This window comes from Rhodococcoides fascians NBRC 12155 = LMG 3623, from assembly GCF_001894785.1.
GTDB lineage: Bacteria > Actinomycetota > Actinomycetes > Mycobacteriales > Mycobacteriaceae > Rhodococcoides > Rhodococcoides fascians.
In genome coordinates, this window is the sequence record NZ_BCWW01000001.1 from 795,451 (window position 1) to 811,048 (window position 15,598).

General features: G+C 65.4%; 16 protein-coding genes. 9 read left to right on the top strand and 7 right to left on the bottom strand.

What is annotated here, in order from left to right:
- Positions 1-34: 34 nt before the first annotated feature.
- Together sp36 and RFA01S_RS03990 are read left to right on the top strand one after the other, a co-directional pair.
- The gene (gene sp36, locus RFA01S_RS27390) at positions 35-202 is read left to right on the top strand and encodes a Sp36 family protein (RefSeq protein WP_072691993.1); all 168 of its coding nucleotides are present in this window, start codon (positions 35-37) and stop codon (positions 200-202) included.
- Between the two features lie 4 nt (positions 203-206).
- Positions 207-665 carry a RidA family protein gene (locus tag RFA01S_RS03990; protein WP_027494498.1) on the top strand — a complete coding sequence of 153 codons (459 nt, stop codon included), beginning with the start codon at positions 207-209 and terminating at the stop codon, positions 663-665.
- Here RFA01S_RS03990 and RFA01S_RS03995 read toward each other — a convergent pair.
- Both RFA01S_RS03995 and RFA01S_RS04000 read right to left on the bottom strand, forming a co-directional pair.
- On the bottom strand, positions 646-2,034 hold the full coding sequence (locus RFA01S_RS03995; protein ID WP_230595225.1) for a wax ester/triacylglycerol synthase domain-containing protein: 1,389 nt from the start codon (positions 2,032-2,034) through the stop codon (positions 646-648). The two genes, RFA01S_RS03990 and RFA01S_RS03995, sit on opposite strands and share 20 nt — an antisense overlap.
- 13 nt (positions 2,035-2,047) lie before the next feature.
- The gene (locus RFA01S_RS04000) at positions 2,048-2,908 is read right to left on the bottom strand and encodes a Gfo/Idh/MocA family protein (protein WP_032406886.1); all 861 of its coding nucleotides are present in this window, start codon (positions 2,906-2,908) and stop codon (positions 2,048-2,050) included.
- Positions 2,909-2,979: 71 nt separating this feature from the next.
- Between RFA01S_RS04000 and RFA01S_RS04005 the strand changes: the two genes are divergently transcribed.
- Positions 2,980-3,771 carry an MBL fold metallo-hydrolase gene (locus RFA01S_RS04005; RefSeq protein ID WP_032384056.1) on the top strand — a complete coding sequence of 264 codons (792 nt, stop codon included), beginning with the start codon at positions 2,980-2,982 and terminating at the stop codon, positions 3,769-3,771.
- Here the strand turns inward: RFA01S_RS04005 and RFA01S_RS04010 are convergent, their stop codons facing one another.
- Together RFA01S_RS04010 and RFA01S_RS04015 are read right to left on the bottom strand one after the other, a co-directional pair.
- Entirely contained in the window at positions 3,772-4,446 is a 675-nt protein-coding gene (locus RFA01S_RS04010) for a Crp/Fnr family transcriptional regulator (RefSeq protein ID WP_027494494.1), read from the bottom strand.
- Positions 4,447-4,701: 255 nt separating this feature from the next.
- Entirely contained in the window at positions 4,702-4,971 is a 270-nt protein-coding gene (locus RFA01S_RS04015; RefSeq protein ID WP_027494493.1) for a hypothetical protein, read from the bottom strand.
- Positions 4,972-5,063: 92 nt separating this feature from the next.
- Between RFA01S_RS04015 and nth the strand changes: the two genes are divergently transcribed.
- Genes nth through marP form a run of 4 tightly spaced genes read left to right on the top strand, consistent with a single transcriptional unit; the run spans position 5,064 to position 8,387 of the window.
- Complete coding sequence (gene nth / locus RFA01S_RS04020; protein ID WP_027494492.1) at positions 5,064-5,831, top strand: endonuclease III; 768 nt, start codon at positions 5,064-5,066, stop codon at positions 5,829-5,831.
- 50 nt (positions 5,832-5,881) lie between these two features.
- Entirely contained in the window at positions 5,882-6,490 is a 609-nt protein-coding gene (locus tag RFA01S_RS04025) for a TlpA family protein disulfide reductase (RefSeq protein WP_052060608.1), read from the top strand.
- A gap of 23 nt (positions 6,491-6,513) precedes the next feature.
- The gene (locus RFA01S_RS04030) at positions 6,514-7,200 is read left to right on the top strand and encodes an NUDIX hydrolase (protein ID WP_032364742.1); all 687 of its coding nucleotides are present in this window, start codon (positions 6,514-6,516) and stop codon (positions 7,198-7,200) included.
- A complete protein-coding gene (gene marP / locus RFA01S_RS04035; RefSeq protein ID WP_032364547.1) occupies positions 7,197-8,387 on the top strand; it encodes an acid resistance serine protease MarP in 1,191 nt (396 codons plus the stop codon). The genes RFA01S_RS04030 and marP overlap by 4 nt, the downstream gene beginning before the upstream one ends.
- Positions 8,388-8,397: 10 nt before the next feature.
- Here the strand turns inward: marP and RFA01S_RS04040 are convergent, their stop codons facing one another.
- Positions 8,398-9,330, bottom strand: coding sequence for an alpha/beta fold hydrolase (locus RFA01S_RS04040; RefSeq protein ID WP_032406885.1), 933 nt, complete (start codon positions 9,328-9,330; stop codon positions 8,398-8,400).
- Between the two features lie 24 nt (positions 9,331-9,354).
- Positions 9,355-9,849, bottom strand: coding sequence for a phage holin family protein (locus tag RFA01S_RS04045; protein WP_027494487.1), 495 nt, complete (start codon positions 9,847-9,849; stop codon positions 9,355-9,357).
- Positions 9,850-10,116: 267 nt separating this feature from the next.
- Between RFA01S_RS04045 and RFA01S_RS04050 the strand changes: the two genes are divergently transcribed.
- A complete protein-coding gene (locus RFA01S_RS04050; protein WP_027494486.1) occupies positions 10,117-11,487 on the top strand; it encodes an MFS transporter in 1,371 nt (456 codons plus the stop codon).
- A gap of 64 nt (positions 11,488-11,551) precedes the next feature.
- Here RFA01S_RS04050 and acs read toward each other — a convergent pair whose 3' ends face one another.
- A complete protein-coding gene (gene acs / locus RFA01S_RS04055; protein ID WP_032406884.1) occupies positions 11,552-13,495 on the bottom strand; it encodes an acetate--CoA ligase in 1,944 nt (647 codons plus the stop codon).
- 444 nt (positions 13,496-13,939) lie between these two features.
- Here acs and RFA01S_RS04060 point away from each other — a divergent pair, with 444 nt between their 5' ends.
- The gene (locus tag RFA01S_RS04060; RefSeq protein WP_027494484.1) at positions 13,940-15,568 is read left to right on the top strand and encodes a peptide ABC transporter substrate-binding protein; all 1,629 of its coding nucleotides are present in this window, start codon (positions 13,940-13,942) and stop codon (positions 15,566-15,568) included.
- The last annotated feature ends 30 nt before the right edge of the window (positions 15,569-15,598 follow it).

Below are 15,598 nucleotides of genomic sequence, written 5' to 3' on the forward strand. Positions count from 1 at the left end.
CCCTCGTACTCCGGTGGGCGATAGGCTTCGAGTCATGAGCGAAAAGATCATCTGGGAGTACTTCACCGCACCGGTGCTGATTCACGCCACCAAGCAGATTCTCGACAACTACGGCTCCGAGGGCTGGGAGCTCGTGACGATCATGGCGGGACCGAACGGCGGCGACACACTGGTCGCGTACTTCAAGCGTCCGAAGGGCTGACGCCGTGGCGAACTGGAGCGAACGCCTCTCCGAGCTGGGCATCGAGCTGCCCGACGTCGTTCCGCCGCTGGCCGCGTACGTCCCCGCCGTACAGGTGGGTTCGCTCGTCTACACCTCCGGTCAACTGCCGATCGTGGACGGAAACCTGACGTCCGTGGGCAAGGTGGGTGCCGACGTGTCGGCCGAGGACGCCACGGCAGCTGCGCGGATCTGTGCGTTGAACGCGCTGGCCGCGGTGCATGCGCTGGTCGGTATCGATTCGGTCGCACGCGTGATCAAGGCCGTCGGCTTCGTCGCTTCCGCGGAGGGCTTCACCGGTCAGCCCGGTGTCGTCAACGGAGCCTCGAACGTCATCGGCGAGATTTTCGGTGACGCAGGCAAGCACGCCCGCTCGGCCGTGGGTGTCGCCGAACTTCCGCTCGGTGCGTCGGTGGAAGTGGAGCTCATCGTCGAACTGCAGTAGTCGACGTCCCATGAAGTGCACCGCAGGTCTCGTCGACTGCGGAACGCAGCAGGTCGGCATACACGGCGTGATCGGGGACCGTCGTCGGGCAGGCCGTCACACAGACGGTGACGACGTCCCCGTATCCGTACACGGCGTGGGTGATGCTGCAGCCCGGGCTCAGCGATGCGACCCCCGCGCACAGGGTTGCCCGGCTCGACCCCAACTCGAGGTCCAGACCGGTTCGATTGACGCTCGTCACCACGGTATGGCTGGTGACACGCTCGGGCGTACCGCTGCGAGGCGCGACGAGCCGAGCGCGGCGACCGAAGCCGAGCAGTAGAGCGGCGGGGTAGAGCTCGGCCGACCGGGTGGCGTCGATGTGGCGGCGATCGTTCACGCGTTCACGCTGCAGGTTGAGCGCGTGCGCCACTGCCGATGCTCGGTCGGGCACGTCGGTGAGCTCGGGATGCAGATCGACGGCAGCCGGGACGGTTCGGTTGACGGCAGGCCAGGCCGCCGACGTCTCGATCGCGGTGGGCACTGTGGCGCGGATGCGGGTGCCGACCCTCTCTCCGTGCGCCGCGAGATACGTCGACAACGCCGCTCCGACGGCGGTGAGTGCGGTAGCCGTGACGGTGGCCGGCCCGCCCGTCCACTGCGACTTCGGGAACTGCAGGACGTGCACCGCTCTCGTTTCGTCGGGATGGGCGTTGACGCGCGTGGGTTCGACCGGTGCGGGGGCAACCAGCTCCCCGGTCCGCACTGCGTCGAGATACGTCTGCTGTGCCCGCCCCATCCGCCGCTGCGACCGCGCCCAGCGGTAGGGCAGGAGCGCCGTCGCAACGACCGCATCTCGCACGCGACGTGGACGAGAGACGGCAGGGTCGTCGGGGAACGTGACGTTGTCGGTCGGCTCGTCCGGTCCGAAGAGAGCTCGAACGATGCGGGTACCGACCGACCCGTCGGACAATGCGTGGCTGACCTGAACGATCACGACGGTGGCCGCACCGCGGATACCGTCGACGCCCGACAGGCCCCGGCCGACGTGCACGGTCCATGCCCGCGTCGTCGCATCGACCGGAACGCACGCGCGTTCGGCCAGAAACGAATTCAGTGTGTGACGACCGTCGGAGAGATCGTGGTCGACCACGTGGTCACGAGGCGGCGTCGGGTCCCTGATCCATCGGGGGTACTCCAACAGACCCACCGCATCGCCGATGCGAATCTGCAGTCTCGGAACGAATCGAGCGCGTCTCTCGACGTGGGCCACGACGTCGTCGAACGTCGGTGGCTCGTGGTCCCCCGAGTCGAAGACGAACGTCGTGTACTGGTCCATCGAGCGATGCGGGGCCGAGGTGTAGTGGAACATCGCATCTTTGACGTCCATGGTGGTCACACGATCAGGGTGCCCACTCCCGCGCCCGATCAATCACCCTCTGCAAGTGCAGTCCTCGGTGCACCGAGCATTCGTGGTCGACACCCGATTCCACCGATTCGAGGAACTCGTCCAGCAGTACGGCGTAGCAGTCGGTCGACGACGTGGATCGGTCGGTGAAGGTGTCGACCCCGGCGGGTCCGGACAGCTCGATCCGCATGAGCGACGGCATGACCGGTGTCCGCAGCGACAATTGGACGGTGCTACGCGCGCCGCCCTCGTGTTCGAGCAGAACGGTCCAACTGTCCGACGCCACGTCGCGGTGCGAGTAGGCAACGCGCGCAATGGTTCCCAGTGCCGCGTCGAGGAGATCGAAGACGTGTGGCCCGATGTCGAGGATCGCCCCGTCGTCGTGTCGCCACTGCGATTCCGAGTACGCCCCGCCGAGAGTGGCGCCGGAGAACCAGGTTCCGGAGCCGGCTGCCCAGGGGCGGCCCGCTGTCGAGGCGAGGAATTGCCTTGTCTCCGGGGCGAATCGGAGTGTCAGAGTCACCATCGAACGAACTCCGGCGGTGGTGACGGCCTCGGCCAGTTCCTCGGCCTCTGCCACGGTGGCGGCAATGGGCTTGTCCAGCAACACATGCTTGCCTGCTCGCGCGGCGCGGAGGGCGAACCCGGCTTGCACAGCCGGTGGAACCGCGAACGCCACCGCGTCGACGGCATCGAGCAGGGCGTCGAAGGACTCGCAGACCGGTGCACCCAACTCGGCCGCGGCGTCCGGTCTGCGTGCCCACACTCCGGTGAAGTCCACTCCCGGATGAGCGAGCAGCGAGGGGGCCTGAGTCTTGCGAGCCCAGGGGCCGGCACCGACGAGTCCGATCTTCATATGCGTCGACGTTAGTCGTCGTCACCGGTCCTGTTCCACCTCGAGAACAGTGGGCGTCCTACAGTGTTTCAATGGCCGACTCGAACTTGACGCATCCCGCCTACGGACTGGTCCGGCACGTGACGCCCACGGCGTCGGTTCTACTCGCGGAGAACCCGGGCAAGATGACGCTCGACGGAACGAACACGTGGATTCTGCGGGCACCGGGTTCCGAGGAATGTATCGTCGTCGACCCGGGTCCGAAGGACAAGGCCCATCTCGACGCCGTCGCCGCGTCGGGCACGGTGGTGCTGACCCTGGTGACCCATCGCCATGCCGATCACACGGCGGGGTTGAAGCGGTTTCACCGCAAGACAGGGGCACCGGTGCGGGCGGTGGGGGAGAAGTTCCTGCACGGCGGCGGTGAGCGGTTGGCCGACGGCGAGGTCATCGATGCGGCGGGTCTACGGATCCGGGTGCTCCACACACCCGGCCACACGGCGGATTCGGTGAGCTTCGTGCTCGACGACGCGGTCCTGACGGGAGATACGATCCTCGGCCGCGGCACCACGGTGCTCGACCCGAAGGACGGCTCGCTCGCGGACTATCTGAATTCGCTCGATCGACTCGAGGCCGCCGGTGCGGGCAAGACGGTGTTGCCGGGGCACGGGGCCGATGTTCCGGATACCGCCGAGGTGGCGCGACTGTATCGCGCTCACCGTCGGCAGCGGCTGGATCAGGTGCGGGCGGCGTTGGCCGAGATCGGAGACGACGCCAAACCGATGCAGGTGGTGCGCCACGTCTACTCGGACGTGGACAAGAAGTTGTGGCCGGCTGCGCGGATGTCGGTCAAGACGCAGCTGGCCTACCTCAGGGAGAACTAGCTAGCGAGCTCGGCGAGCCAGGCGCTCGGAGTCCGAGATCAGTACGGACTTGCCCTCGAGGCGCAGCCATCCGCGGTGTGCGAAGTCGGCCAGTGCCTTGTTGACGGTCTCGCGCGACGCTCCGACGAGCTGAGCGATCTCTTCCTGCGTCAGGTCGTGGGTGACGCGCAGCGATCCCGCTTCCTGGGTGCCGAAGCGCTGGGCAAGCTGAAGCAGCGCCTTGGCCACGCGTCCGGGGACGTCGGTGAAGATGAGGTCGGCCAGGTTGTTGTTGGTGCGACGCAACCGGCGAGCCAGGACGCGCAGCAGCTGCTCGGCGATCTCGGGGCGCTGATCGATCCAGTCCTTGAGAGCCGCGCGGTCCATGCTGACCGCGCGCACCTCGGTGACCGTGGTGGCCGAGGACGTGCGAGGGCCGGGGTCGAAGATGGAGAGCTCGCCGAACATGTCCGACGGTCCCATGATCGTCAGCAAGTTCTCGCGGCCGTCGGGGGAGCGTCGCCCGAGCTTGATCTTGCCGGAAACGATGATGTAGAGCCGGTCTCCGGGCTCACCCTCGTTGAACACCACGTGTCCCCGGGGGAAATCGACAGGCTGCAGCTGCTTCGTCAGTGCCGCAACCGCAGAGGGTTCGACTCCTTGGAAGATGCCGGCCCGTGCCAGGACGTCGTCCACTTGCGCTCCTTTTGGGATGTCGGCGATGCGGTGACCCGCACCCCCGAAGGCGTCTGTACACACTCGTCTCACCACCGAATCGCGCTGCGATTCAGGCGTCGATGCCGATGCAATGTTCAAACACAACAATTACCTCAGGGGAGTCTACTTCGACTCGGCCGAAACCGAGTGATCGACGCCACCACAGGTTGCCAGAGGAACGGTACGTCTGTTCGCGTTCACCGTAAATTCATCCGAATGCGGACAAATGGGTGCTCAACTGGCCCGTTGGTCGACCATGCCGTCGCGCGTGTCGATCGTGCGCGGAGGAGTCTGGTGACGCTTGCGGGTGTTGAACCGAGCCAGGGCGTGGGGGAAGCCCTCGTTCGCCAGTGTGGCGACCTCGGACTTGCTCGCCTGATCGAGGAATTCCTCTACTTCGTGCTCCCGGACGCCGAGCTTGCTGAGCCGGAACTCGACGCGCTCCATCGCGAGTGCGAAGAGCATGAGTAGTACCGGAAAGAGCACCACGGCGAGTCCTTGCATACCGGCCAGTTAACACCGAAAAGGTCTCGATACAAACACAGCTCGGCGCGCTCGCGTAGTTCGTTACGCATTCTTGTCCGTACAGTTGTGGCGTGGAATCGACAGCCCCGAAACGCCCCGACGTGCGCAAACGCGAGGAGACGCGACTCGGCCTCGTGCGGCGGGCCCGGCGGATGAACCGAACGCTCGGGGTCGCGTTTCCGCACGTCTACTGCGAACTCGACTTCACCACGCCCCTCGAACTCGCCGTCGCGACCATCCTCTCGGCGCAGTGCACCGACAAGCGCGTCAACATGGTGACTCCGGCCCTGTTCGTGAGATACCGCACAGCTCGCGACTATGCCGAAGCCGACCGCACCGAGCTCGAGGAGTTCATCCGAACCACCGGCTTCTACCGCAACAAGGCCAACTCGCTGATCGGGCTCGGGCAGAAGTTACTCGAGAACTTCGACGGCGAAGTCCCCGCATCGTTGAAGGACCTGGTGACGTTGCCCGGCATCGGCCGCAAGACGGCCAACGTCGTGCTCGGCAACGCGTTCGACGTTCCCGGCATCACCGTCGACACCCACTTCGGTCGGTTGGTACGGCGCTGGCAGTGGACCGAAGAAGAGGACCCGGTCAAGGTGGAGCACGCCGTCGGCGCGCTGATCGAGCGGAAAGAGTGGACCGTGCTCTCCCATCGCGTCATCTTTCACGGTCGACGCGTCTGCCACTCCCGCACGCCGGCGTGCGGGGTGTGCGTCCTCGCCAAGGACTGCCCGTCGTTCGGCCTCGGCCCGACCGATCCAGCGACCGCTGCCGCCCTGGTGAGAGGTCCCGAGACCGATCATCTGCTCGCTCTCGCCGGAATCGTGTCGTGAACAAGGCTGCACTCCGCTGGTCTCTGGTCGCGCTCATTCTCGTCGTCGGGATGGTCTATGCCCTCTGGCCACGCAATGAATCTCCGGCAACGCAGCGCGCCGATGGTCCCGGTCTGGGGCAGCAAGGACCGTCGACGGCCGAGCGTCGGGCCGCCGATACTCCCGAGGCTCTGGCACCGCTGCGGCAGACCGCCGGTCTCGACGCATGTCCGACGCCGTCGGGCGCTGCAGCAGGACCGTTGACGGGCATCACCCTCGAATGCATCGGCGACGGCTCGTCGATCGACCTCGGCCAGGCTCTGGCCGGGCGACCCGCACTGCTCAACATCTGGGCCTACTGGTGCGGCCCGTGCGCGAAGGAGTTGCCTTACCTGCAGCAATACGCGCAGCGGGCGGGTGATGCAGTCACGGTGTTGACTGTCCACAACGATGCCAACGAGTCCAACGGGCTGACCCGTCTGGCCGAGTACGGCGTCACGCTGCCCGGCGTTCAGGACGGTGCCGGACGCGTCGCCGCGGCGACGGAAGCGCCGAACGTGTTGCCCGTATCCGTTTTGATATCTGCGGATGGCACTGTCGCCAAGGTGCTGACCGAACCCTTCACAAGCGTCGACGACATCGCCGACGCAGTCCGCGAGAACCTCGGAGTCGCGTCGTGAGCGCACCCGAGTGGCTCGGGCGCATGCTCGACGTCGCCGGCAGCGAAAACGGACTGACCGACACCACCGGCATCAACCCGGTGCTGCAACGACAGGCGCAGCCGGCCGATCGAACCCGCTCGGCGGCGGTGTTGGTGCTGTTCGGTGGTCCGGCTGCCGCCGATCCGACCGCGCCCGGTGGGCTGCCCGCCGAGGCCGACGTTCTGCTGACCCAGCGGGCGTCGACCTTGCGCGACCACAGTGGGCAGATCGCCTTCCCCGGCGGTGCCACCGACCCGGGTGACGACGGGCCCATCGGAACGGCGCTGCGCGAGGCCCAGGAAGAAACCGGTCTCGACCCGGCCGGCGTCGTACCGCTCGCGACGATGCCCGGCATCTACGTGCCGCCGTCTCGATTCGATGTGGTTCCCGTGCTCTCGTACTGGCGGAGTCCAACCCCGGTCCGCGTCGTCGACGCCGGCGAAACCGAGCGCGTGGTGCGAGTTCCCCTGCGCGAGTTGCTCGATCCGGCCAACCGATTCCAGGTGCGTCACCCCGCCGGCTACCAGGGCCCGGCCTTCTCGGTGCAGGGAATGCTGGTGTGGGGATTCACGGGCGGTATTCTGGCGGGCCTGCTCGCTGTGTCGGGCTGGGAGTCCGAATGGGACACGGGGGATATACGCGATCTGGAGGCCAGCTTGACTGCGGTAGGAGCGAGGCTCGATCGGTGACGGGTTCAGGGTGGGTCGATATCGCGGTGCTCGCCGTCGCGCTGCTGGCGGCGACGTCGGGATGGCGACAGGGGGCGGTGGCGTCGGCGCTGGCGTTTCTGGGAGTCGTTCTGGGTGCCGTCGCCGGAATTCTGGTGGCACCGCACGTGCTCGAACACGTCGACGGATCACGCACGAGGGTGTTCGTCGGTATCGCGTTGATCGTGGTGTTGGTGATCGTCGGTGAGGTGGCCGGCATGGTTCTGGGTCGTGCGTTGCGCAGCGGAATACATTCGCGCTCAGCCAGATCCGTGGACAGCACGATCGGGGCAGGTCTGCAGGCCGCGGCCGTGCTCGCTGCCGCATGGTTGCTCGCCATTCCGCTGACGTCCTCGTCGCAGCCCGAGGTGGCCAGTGCCGTGCGTGGCTCGACGGTCCTGGGCAAGGTCGACGAGGTGGCACCCGAGTGGCTGCGTCAGGTGCCCAAGGAATTCTCGGCGCTGCTCGACACGTCCGGGCTGCCGGACGTCATCGGTCCGTTCGGACGCACTCCGGTCGCCGACGTCGCTGCTCCCGACTCCGGGATCGCCGCAGGCCCCGTCCCGATAGCGTTGCAGGCGAGCGTCATCAAGATCAACGGAATCGCCCCGAGTTGCCAGAAGGCGCTCGAGGGTTCGGGTTTCGTCGTCGGGCCGGATCTGGTGATGACCAACGCCCACGTGGTGGCCGGTACCTCCGAGGTGACCGTCGATTCTCCGGACGGCCCTCTCGACGCCGACGTCGTCCTCTTCGATCCCGAAGAAGATGTTGCTGTGCTTCGTGTTTCGCAGCTGCAAGCTCCGGTGTTGCCGTTCGCGCCGAACCCTGCCGAATCCGGATCCGACGCCATCGTGCTCGGCTACCCGGGTGGCGGTCCTTACACGGCGAGCCCAGCGCGCATTCGCGAGATCATCAACCTCAGCGGACCGGACATCTACCGCACCGGAACTGTTCAACGCGAGGTCTACACGGTTCGTGGATCGGTGCGGCAGGGCAATTCCGGTGGGCCACTGGTCAATTCGAACGGTGAGGTACTCGGTGTGGTGTTCGGTGCCGCCGTCGACGACCCCGATACCGGATTCGTCCTGACCGCAACCGAGATCTCGGACGAGCTTGCCCGCAGCTTCGATGCGCCGGTCAGTGTGGGGACCGGCGACTGCATCGTCTAGCGACGGGACGTCAGCTTTTCAGCGCGACGCGCAGGATTTCCTCGGACACCACGTCGGGGGCCTCCTGGTGCACGTAGTGCCCGATGTCCCGCACTGTTCGACGCGTCAGCCCCGGTGCCCAGTGCCGATCGCGATCGAGGGTGGTGGGTAGGACGTACGGATCGAGGTCACCGCTGATCTGCGCGACGGGGATCGAGGTCTTCACGTCGACGGCGTCCATGAAGCGTCGGCCCTCGGCGCGGAACTGGCTACGGAACGCCCAGCGCTGATATTCGAGGGCGCTGTGCGCGGCCCCGGGAATCCGGATGGCCGAGCGCATCTTGCCTGCGGTATCGGCGAAATCGTCGGTGCGCTGCCACTGCGACCCGGCGCGGCTGCGCATCAATTCCTCCACTGCCGCGCCCCCTCGGCGCGTCAGCAGCTTCTCGGGGCGCAGCGGAACTTGATACCGAACGAAGTGCGGCAGCAGAGCACCGCGCTGTTCGGAATCCTTCAGCACGGCGCGGCGCAACGAGATCGGGTGCGGTGCATTGATCAGGACCATCGAGCGGACCATTCGCGGATGCAGAGCCGAACTCGCCCAGCACACCAGGCCGCCGTCCGCATGGCCGACGAACGTCGCATGTGGGTACCCCAGTGCGCGAACGAGACCGACGATGTCGCCGGCCAGGGTCCATCCGTCGTAACCACGTGGGGGCTTGTCGGAGTCGCCGTAGCCGCGGAGGTCGACTGCGACCGCTCGCACTCCGGAACTCGCGAGCGCGTCGAGCTGGTGATGCCAGGAGTACCAGAAGTCGGCGAAGCCGTGCAGCAGCACCACCAGTGGGGCGTCGGGAGCATGCTCGCCGACCTCCACGGTGTGGAACCGGATTCCATTGGCATGGATGTCGCGATGGATCCACTGTCCCGGGTAACGGACCGTGGACGGATCGGGATGATTCATACTGCTCGACTCGCCGGGCGTCGTCTACTTCTTGTAGCCGGGGATTCCGGGAATGCTGTCGTGCTGGTTGGGCAGCACGGTCGACGCCTGCTTGAGGGAGTCGATGGTCTTCTCGGGCTTGCGCAGTTTCTTGACCCTGCGGTAGCCGAGGAACCCGAACAGGCCGGCGACCAGCACCATGAACACGAAGACGATGAGGAACGAGGCCCATCGGTAGAGCCACACGTCGAGGAGCTCGGCGGCGAAGAAGAAGAAGAAGAACGAGCTGAACAGCAGCACCGTCAGCGCGACGATGAAGAAGACGCTGCCCTGCAGACCCTTCTTGACCTCGCCGGTGACCTCGGCCTTGGCGAGGGCAACCTCGGCACGCACCAGCGTCGAGACCTGAGTCGTGGCGTCCTTGACGAGGTTTCCGATGCTCGCGCTACCGGGTGTGCGGGCATCGACATCGGTGAGAGGTATCGACGAAATCGTGTTCGGGACGCCGTTGCCGTATCCCTTGTCATTGCTGACGCTCAACTCTCGACCCCTTGTAATCGCTGTGCTCGGTATTGCGGTGATCGCTCTGCTCGGTGTTGCGGAAGATCGTATCGACAGTAGTGCCTAAGTAGCAGATTATCTGTCCCGCGGCGGCTGAGCGACGCTCGGCCCGTCGTCGGTTACCTCTCCGCCCGTCGCGACAAACACGGGAATGTTGCACGAATCGGCAACGAACGGCCCGGGGGCGTGAAATTCTCAGGTGTTCATCAGGTAATTTTCAGGGAACTTTCCCCTTCAGGAGCACTCGTGAGTTCACCCCACGCCGTCACGGACGACGGCGCAATTCCCGCACCTCAGGTGCCTCGGTCCCGAATCGTCATCGCCTCGATGGTCGGTACGTCCATCGAGTTCTTCGACTTCTATATCTATGCAACGGCCGCAGTGCTCGTCTTCCCCCGCCTGTTCTTCCCCGCGGGCAACGACACGACCGCGCTGCTGGCGTCGTTCGCGACGTTCGGTTTGGCGTTCGTCGCGCGACCCATCGGCTCGATTCTGTTCGGCCACTTCGGTGATCGCATCGGACGCAAGGCCACCCTCGTCGGGTCCCTGCTGACGATGGGTGTCGCGACGTTCGCGATCGGGCTCCTGCCGACCTACGCCGCGGCGGGTCTGTGGGCACCGGCCCTGCTGGCGCTCATGCGCTTCACTCAGGGCGTCGGCCTCGGCGGCGAATGGAGTGGTGCGGCGTTGCTGGCCACCGAAACCGCGAAGCCGGGCAAGCGAGCCTGGGCGGCGATGTATCCGCAGTTGGGTGCGCCGATCGGCTTCTTCTTCGCCAACGGCATATTCCTGCTCATCGTCATCGCGACCGGCTACGACTCCGCGAACTCCGGCACCGACCATGCGTTCCTCACGTGGGGCTGGCGCATCCCGTTCCTGCTCAGCGCGATCATGGTGATCATCGGCCTGTACGTCCGCCTCAAGCTCGAGGAGACGCCGGTGTTCAAGCTGGCAGTCGAGCGCGGCCAGAAGGTCAAGACCCCGTTGGCCCAGGTGTTCAAGACGAGCTGGCGTCAACTGATCATCGGCACGTTCGTCATGCTCGCCACGTACACGCTCTTCTACATCATGACGACGTGGGTGGTCAGTTACGGAACAGGCAAGGTGGCCGACGTCAACGGGCCCAAGCTCGCGATTCCGTACACGGACTTCCTGGAGCTCCAGCTCATCGCGGTGCTGTTCTTCGCGGCGCTGATCCCGGTCGCCGGGCTGCTCGCCGACAAGTACGGCCGCCGCCCCACGCTCATCGTCATCACCGCGGCGATCGTGCTGTTCGGTCTGTCGTTCCACTGGTTCGCCGACCCGTCGTCCGCGTCGGCAGGCAAGATGCTGGTGTTCATGTGCGTCGGCCTGGGACTGATGGGCCTGACGTTCGGGCCCATGAGTGCCGTTCTGCCGGAACTGTTTCCGACGAACGTGCGCTACACGGGCTCGGGAATTTCGTACAACACCGCGTCGATCCTCGGTGCCGCAGTGGCTCCGTTCATCGCAACCTGGCTGGTGAGTTCCTACGGCGTCGGCTGGGTGGGCGTCTATCTCGCCATCGCCGCTGCGCTGACCCTGATCTCGCTGATCATCATGAAGGAAACGCGAGACCAGTCGCTCGACAGCGTCTGAGCGGCTGCGCCGCATGTGAGTGGAACCTCGTAGTGGGCTACGAGGTTCCACTCACATGGGAGCGCTAGCGACCCTTCTTGATCGCCTCGAACACCTTCGGGTCGACGAGAGTGGAGACGTCACCGAGTTCGCGGCCCTCGGCCACGTCACGGAGCAGGCGGCGCATGATCTTGCCCGACCTGGTCTTCGGCAACTCCGGCACGATGGAAATCTCTCGTGGCCGCGCGATCGGCGAAATCTCCTTGGAGACTTGAGCTTTGAGTTCGGCGATCAATGCGTCGCCGGTGTTCTCCTCGCCGCCGCGCAGGATGACGAACGCGACGATGCCCTGACCGGTGGTCTCGTCGGCGGCACCGACGACGGCAGCCTCGGCGACACTGTGATGACTGACCAGTGCCGACTCCACTTCCGACGTGGAGATGCGGTGGCCCGAGACGTTCATGACGTCGTCGACGCGGCCGAGGACCCACAGGGCACCGTCTTCGTCGTACTTGGCACCGTCACCGGCGAAGTACCAGCCTTCTTCGGCGTAGCGGGACCAGTAGGTGTCCTTGTAGCGGTCCATGTCGCCCCAGATCCCGCGGAGCATCGCCGGCCACGGCTCGGAGAGAACGAGGTATCCGTTGCCGCCGTTGCCCAGTGGCTTGGCGTCGTCGTCGACGATCTTGGCCGAGATACCGGGCAGCGGAGTCATGGCCGAGCCGGGCTTGGTGGATGTGACGCCGGGGAGCGGAGAAATCATGATCGCGCCGGTCTCGGTCTGCCACCAGGTGTCGACGATCGGTGCGCTGCCGCCGCCGACGACGTCGCGGAACCAGCGCCAAGCCTCGGGGTTGATGGGCTCGCCGACGGACCCGAGCAGGCGGATCGAGGACAGATCGTGTGCCTCGGGAATCTCCTTGCCCCACTTCATGAATGTACGAACTAGGGTGGGGGAGGTGTAGTAGATCGACACCTTGTACTTCTCGATGACGTTCCAGTGCCGGTGCTCGTCGGGCGAATTGGGCGTGCCCTCGTAGACGACCTGGGTGGCGCGGTTGGAGAGCGGTCCGTAGACGATGTAGGAGTGCCCGGTGACCCAACCGATGTCGGCGGTGCACCAGTAGACGTCCGTGCCGGCCTTGTGGTCGAAGACGTTGTGGTGGGTGTACGAGGTCTGTGTCAGGTAGCCGCCGGAGGTGTGGATGATGCCCTTGGGCTTACCCGTCGTACCCGAGGTGTAGAGGATGAACAGGGGGTGCTCGGCCGGGAACGGCTGCGCCTCATGCTCTTTCGACGCTTTCGCGACGGTCTCGTGCCACCACAGGTCGCGTCCCTCGGTCCAGGCGACGTCGGAGTCGGTGCGCTTGACGACCAGAACGTTCCGGATGGAGGCGGCTCCGTCGACGGCTTCGTCGACGGTGTCCTTGATGGGGGCTGGCTTGCCGCGTCGCCACTGGCCGTCGGTGGTGATGACGAGTTTGGCTTCGGCGTCGTCGATGCGCGAGCGCAGTGCGGTGGCCGAGAACCCGGCGAAGACGACCGAATGGGTCAGGCCGAGGCGTGCACAGGCGAGGATCGAGACGATGGCCTCGGGGATCATCGGCATGTAGATCGCGACGCGGTCGCCGGAGACGAGGCCGAGTTCGGTCAGGGTGTTGGCCGCCTGGCTGACGTCGGCGAGCAGATCGGAGTAGGTGATGTCGCGGCTGTCGCCGGGTTCACCTTCCCAGTGGATGGCGACCTGGTCGCCGTGGCCGTCGAGGACGTGGCGGTCGACGCAGTTGTAGGCGACGTTGAGCTCGCCGTCGGCGAACCATTTCGCGACGGGGGCGTCGGACCAGTCGAGTACCTCGGTGAACGGGGTGTGCCAGTGCAGCCGGCGGGCCTGCTCCGCCCAGAACGCGAGCCGGTCCTTCTCCGCGGCGGCGTACAGATCTGCCTGAGCGTTCGCCTGCGCCGCGAACTCGGCCGAGGGTGCGTAGGAGGCAACCGCGGTCTCGTCGGTTCCGGAGGTACTGGTCGTCATCTCGAATAGCTCTCTTTCGTCCGATGCTTTTCGCCCATGAAACGGCACTCACTAGCCGGTCTCGAGCCCCTAGTGAGGGTAGTCACATGTGATGGCGATCGCACCGTTGCAATCGGCTGCAACCCCTTGATCTGCGGTGATCGGTTGTTTCCGCACGATGGACGGTCATCGCCGTCGTCGGCGGGAGGCTGTCTCGGCGGCTCTGCCCGCACTGTGGGAAATCGACTTGCCGAAACGTTTCGATCATGTTTCCGACTTACTCGCCGGTCAACAAAACCCGGGGGAGTTCACATGTTCGTTTCAGGATGTGTCTAAAGTTCGTTCCATCAGATCGTTGGTACGGCTCACAGGCCGTGTCTTGCGGTCGCCCACGAATCCCCGGGCGTCGCGCCCGAGGAACTGAGCACGGACGACCCCGTGTTCACATCTGGATGGAGGATTTCCTTGCGTAAAACACGCATCGCGTCAGCTGCAATCGCAGTTGTCGTCGGAGCGGCGCTGGTGACGGCGTGCTCTTCGAGCGATTCGACCGGCGGCGGAGGGTCAGGAGACGGCTCCGGCATCATCAACGCCTGGAGCGGTGAGCCGCAGAACCCCTTGGTGCCCACCAATACGAGCGAGAACACCGGCGGACGTGTCGTCGACTCGATCTTCGCCGGCCTGGTGTCCTACACCCCCGAGGGCGGTGTAGAGAACGAGGTCGCGGACTCGATCGATACCACCGACGGCCAGAACTACACCGTCACGTTGAAGGACGGCTGGCAGTTCACCGACGGCACGCCGGTCACGGCCAAGTCGTTCGTCGATGCCTGGAACTACGGCGCACTGTCGACCAATGCGCAGCTGCAGGGATCGTTCTTCGATCCGATTCAGGGCTACGACGAGGTCGCAGCCGAGAACCCGACGGTGCAGACCATGTCCGGTCTCAAGGTCGTCGACGACAAGACGTTCACCATCGAGCTCAAGCAGCCCGAGGCAGCGTTCCCCGATCGTCTCGGCTTCGCCGCGTACTACCCGCTGCCCGAGGTTGCGTACCAGGACATCGCCGCGTTCGGCGAGAACCCGATCGGCAACGGCCCGTACAAGTTCGCCCAGGAGGGCGCTTGGCAGCACAACGTGCGGATCGACCTGGTCACGAACCCCGACTACGCCGGTAACCGCAAGCCCGCCAACGGCGGCGTGAGCTTCATTCTGTACAGCAACCTCGACACCGCATACACGGACCTGCTGTCGAACAACGTCGACGTTCTCGACAACGTTCCGGCCTCGGCCGTCACCACCTTCGAGTCCGATCTTCCCGACCGCACGGTGAACCAGCCGTCCGCGTCGATCGAGACGTTCACGATTCCGGGCCGCCTCGCGCACTTCGGTGGTGAAGAGGGTGTGCTGCGTCGTCAGGCGATCTCCAAGGCGATCAACCGCGACCAGATCACCGAGCAGATCTTCAACAAGACCCGTACCCCGGCCAAGGACTTCACCAGCCCGGCCATCGACGGCTGGACCGGCGATCTCTCCGACGTCGGAAACGTCGAGTACGACCCCGAGGGTGCCAAGGCTCTGTGGGCCCAGGCCGATGCCATCGCGCCGTGGTCCGGAACGTTCTCCATCGCGTACAACTCCGACGGTGGACACCAGGAATGGGTGGATGCGGTCAGCAACAGCATCCGCAACACGCTCGGCATCGAGGCGCAGGGTGCGCCGTACCCGACGTTCGCTCAGCTGCGTACCGAAGCCACCAACCGCACCATCGCGACCGCCTTCCGGTCGGGCTGGCAGGGTGACTACCCGCAGCAGTACGGCTTCCTGGCACAGAACTACCAGACCGGTGGCAGCTCCAACGACGGTGAGTACTCCAACCCCGAGTTCGACCGTCTGCTCCGCGAGTCCGCAGGTGAGACCGACAAGACCAAGGCGCAGGAGCTGACCAACCAGGCTCAGGAAATCCTGCTCAACGACCTGCCCGCAGTGCCGACCTGGTACCGCAACGCAGCGAGTGGTTGGTCGGAGAACGTCACCAACGTCAAGATCGGTTGGGACGGAATCCCCATCTACAACCAGATCGAGAAGAACTGATCACGTTCGCTCCACTGCTGTAGAGACCGA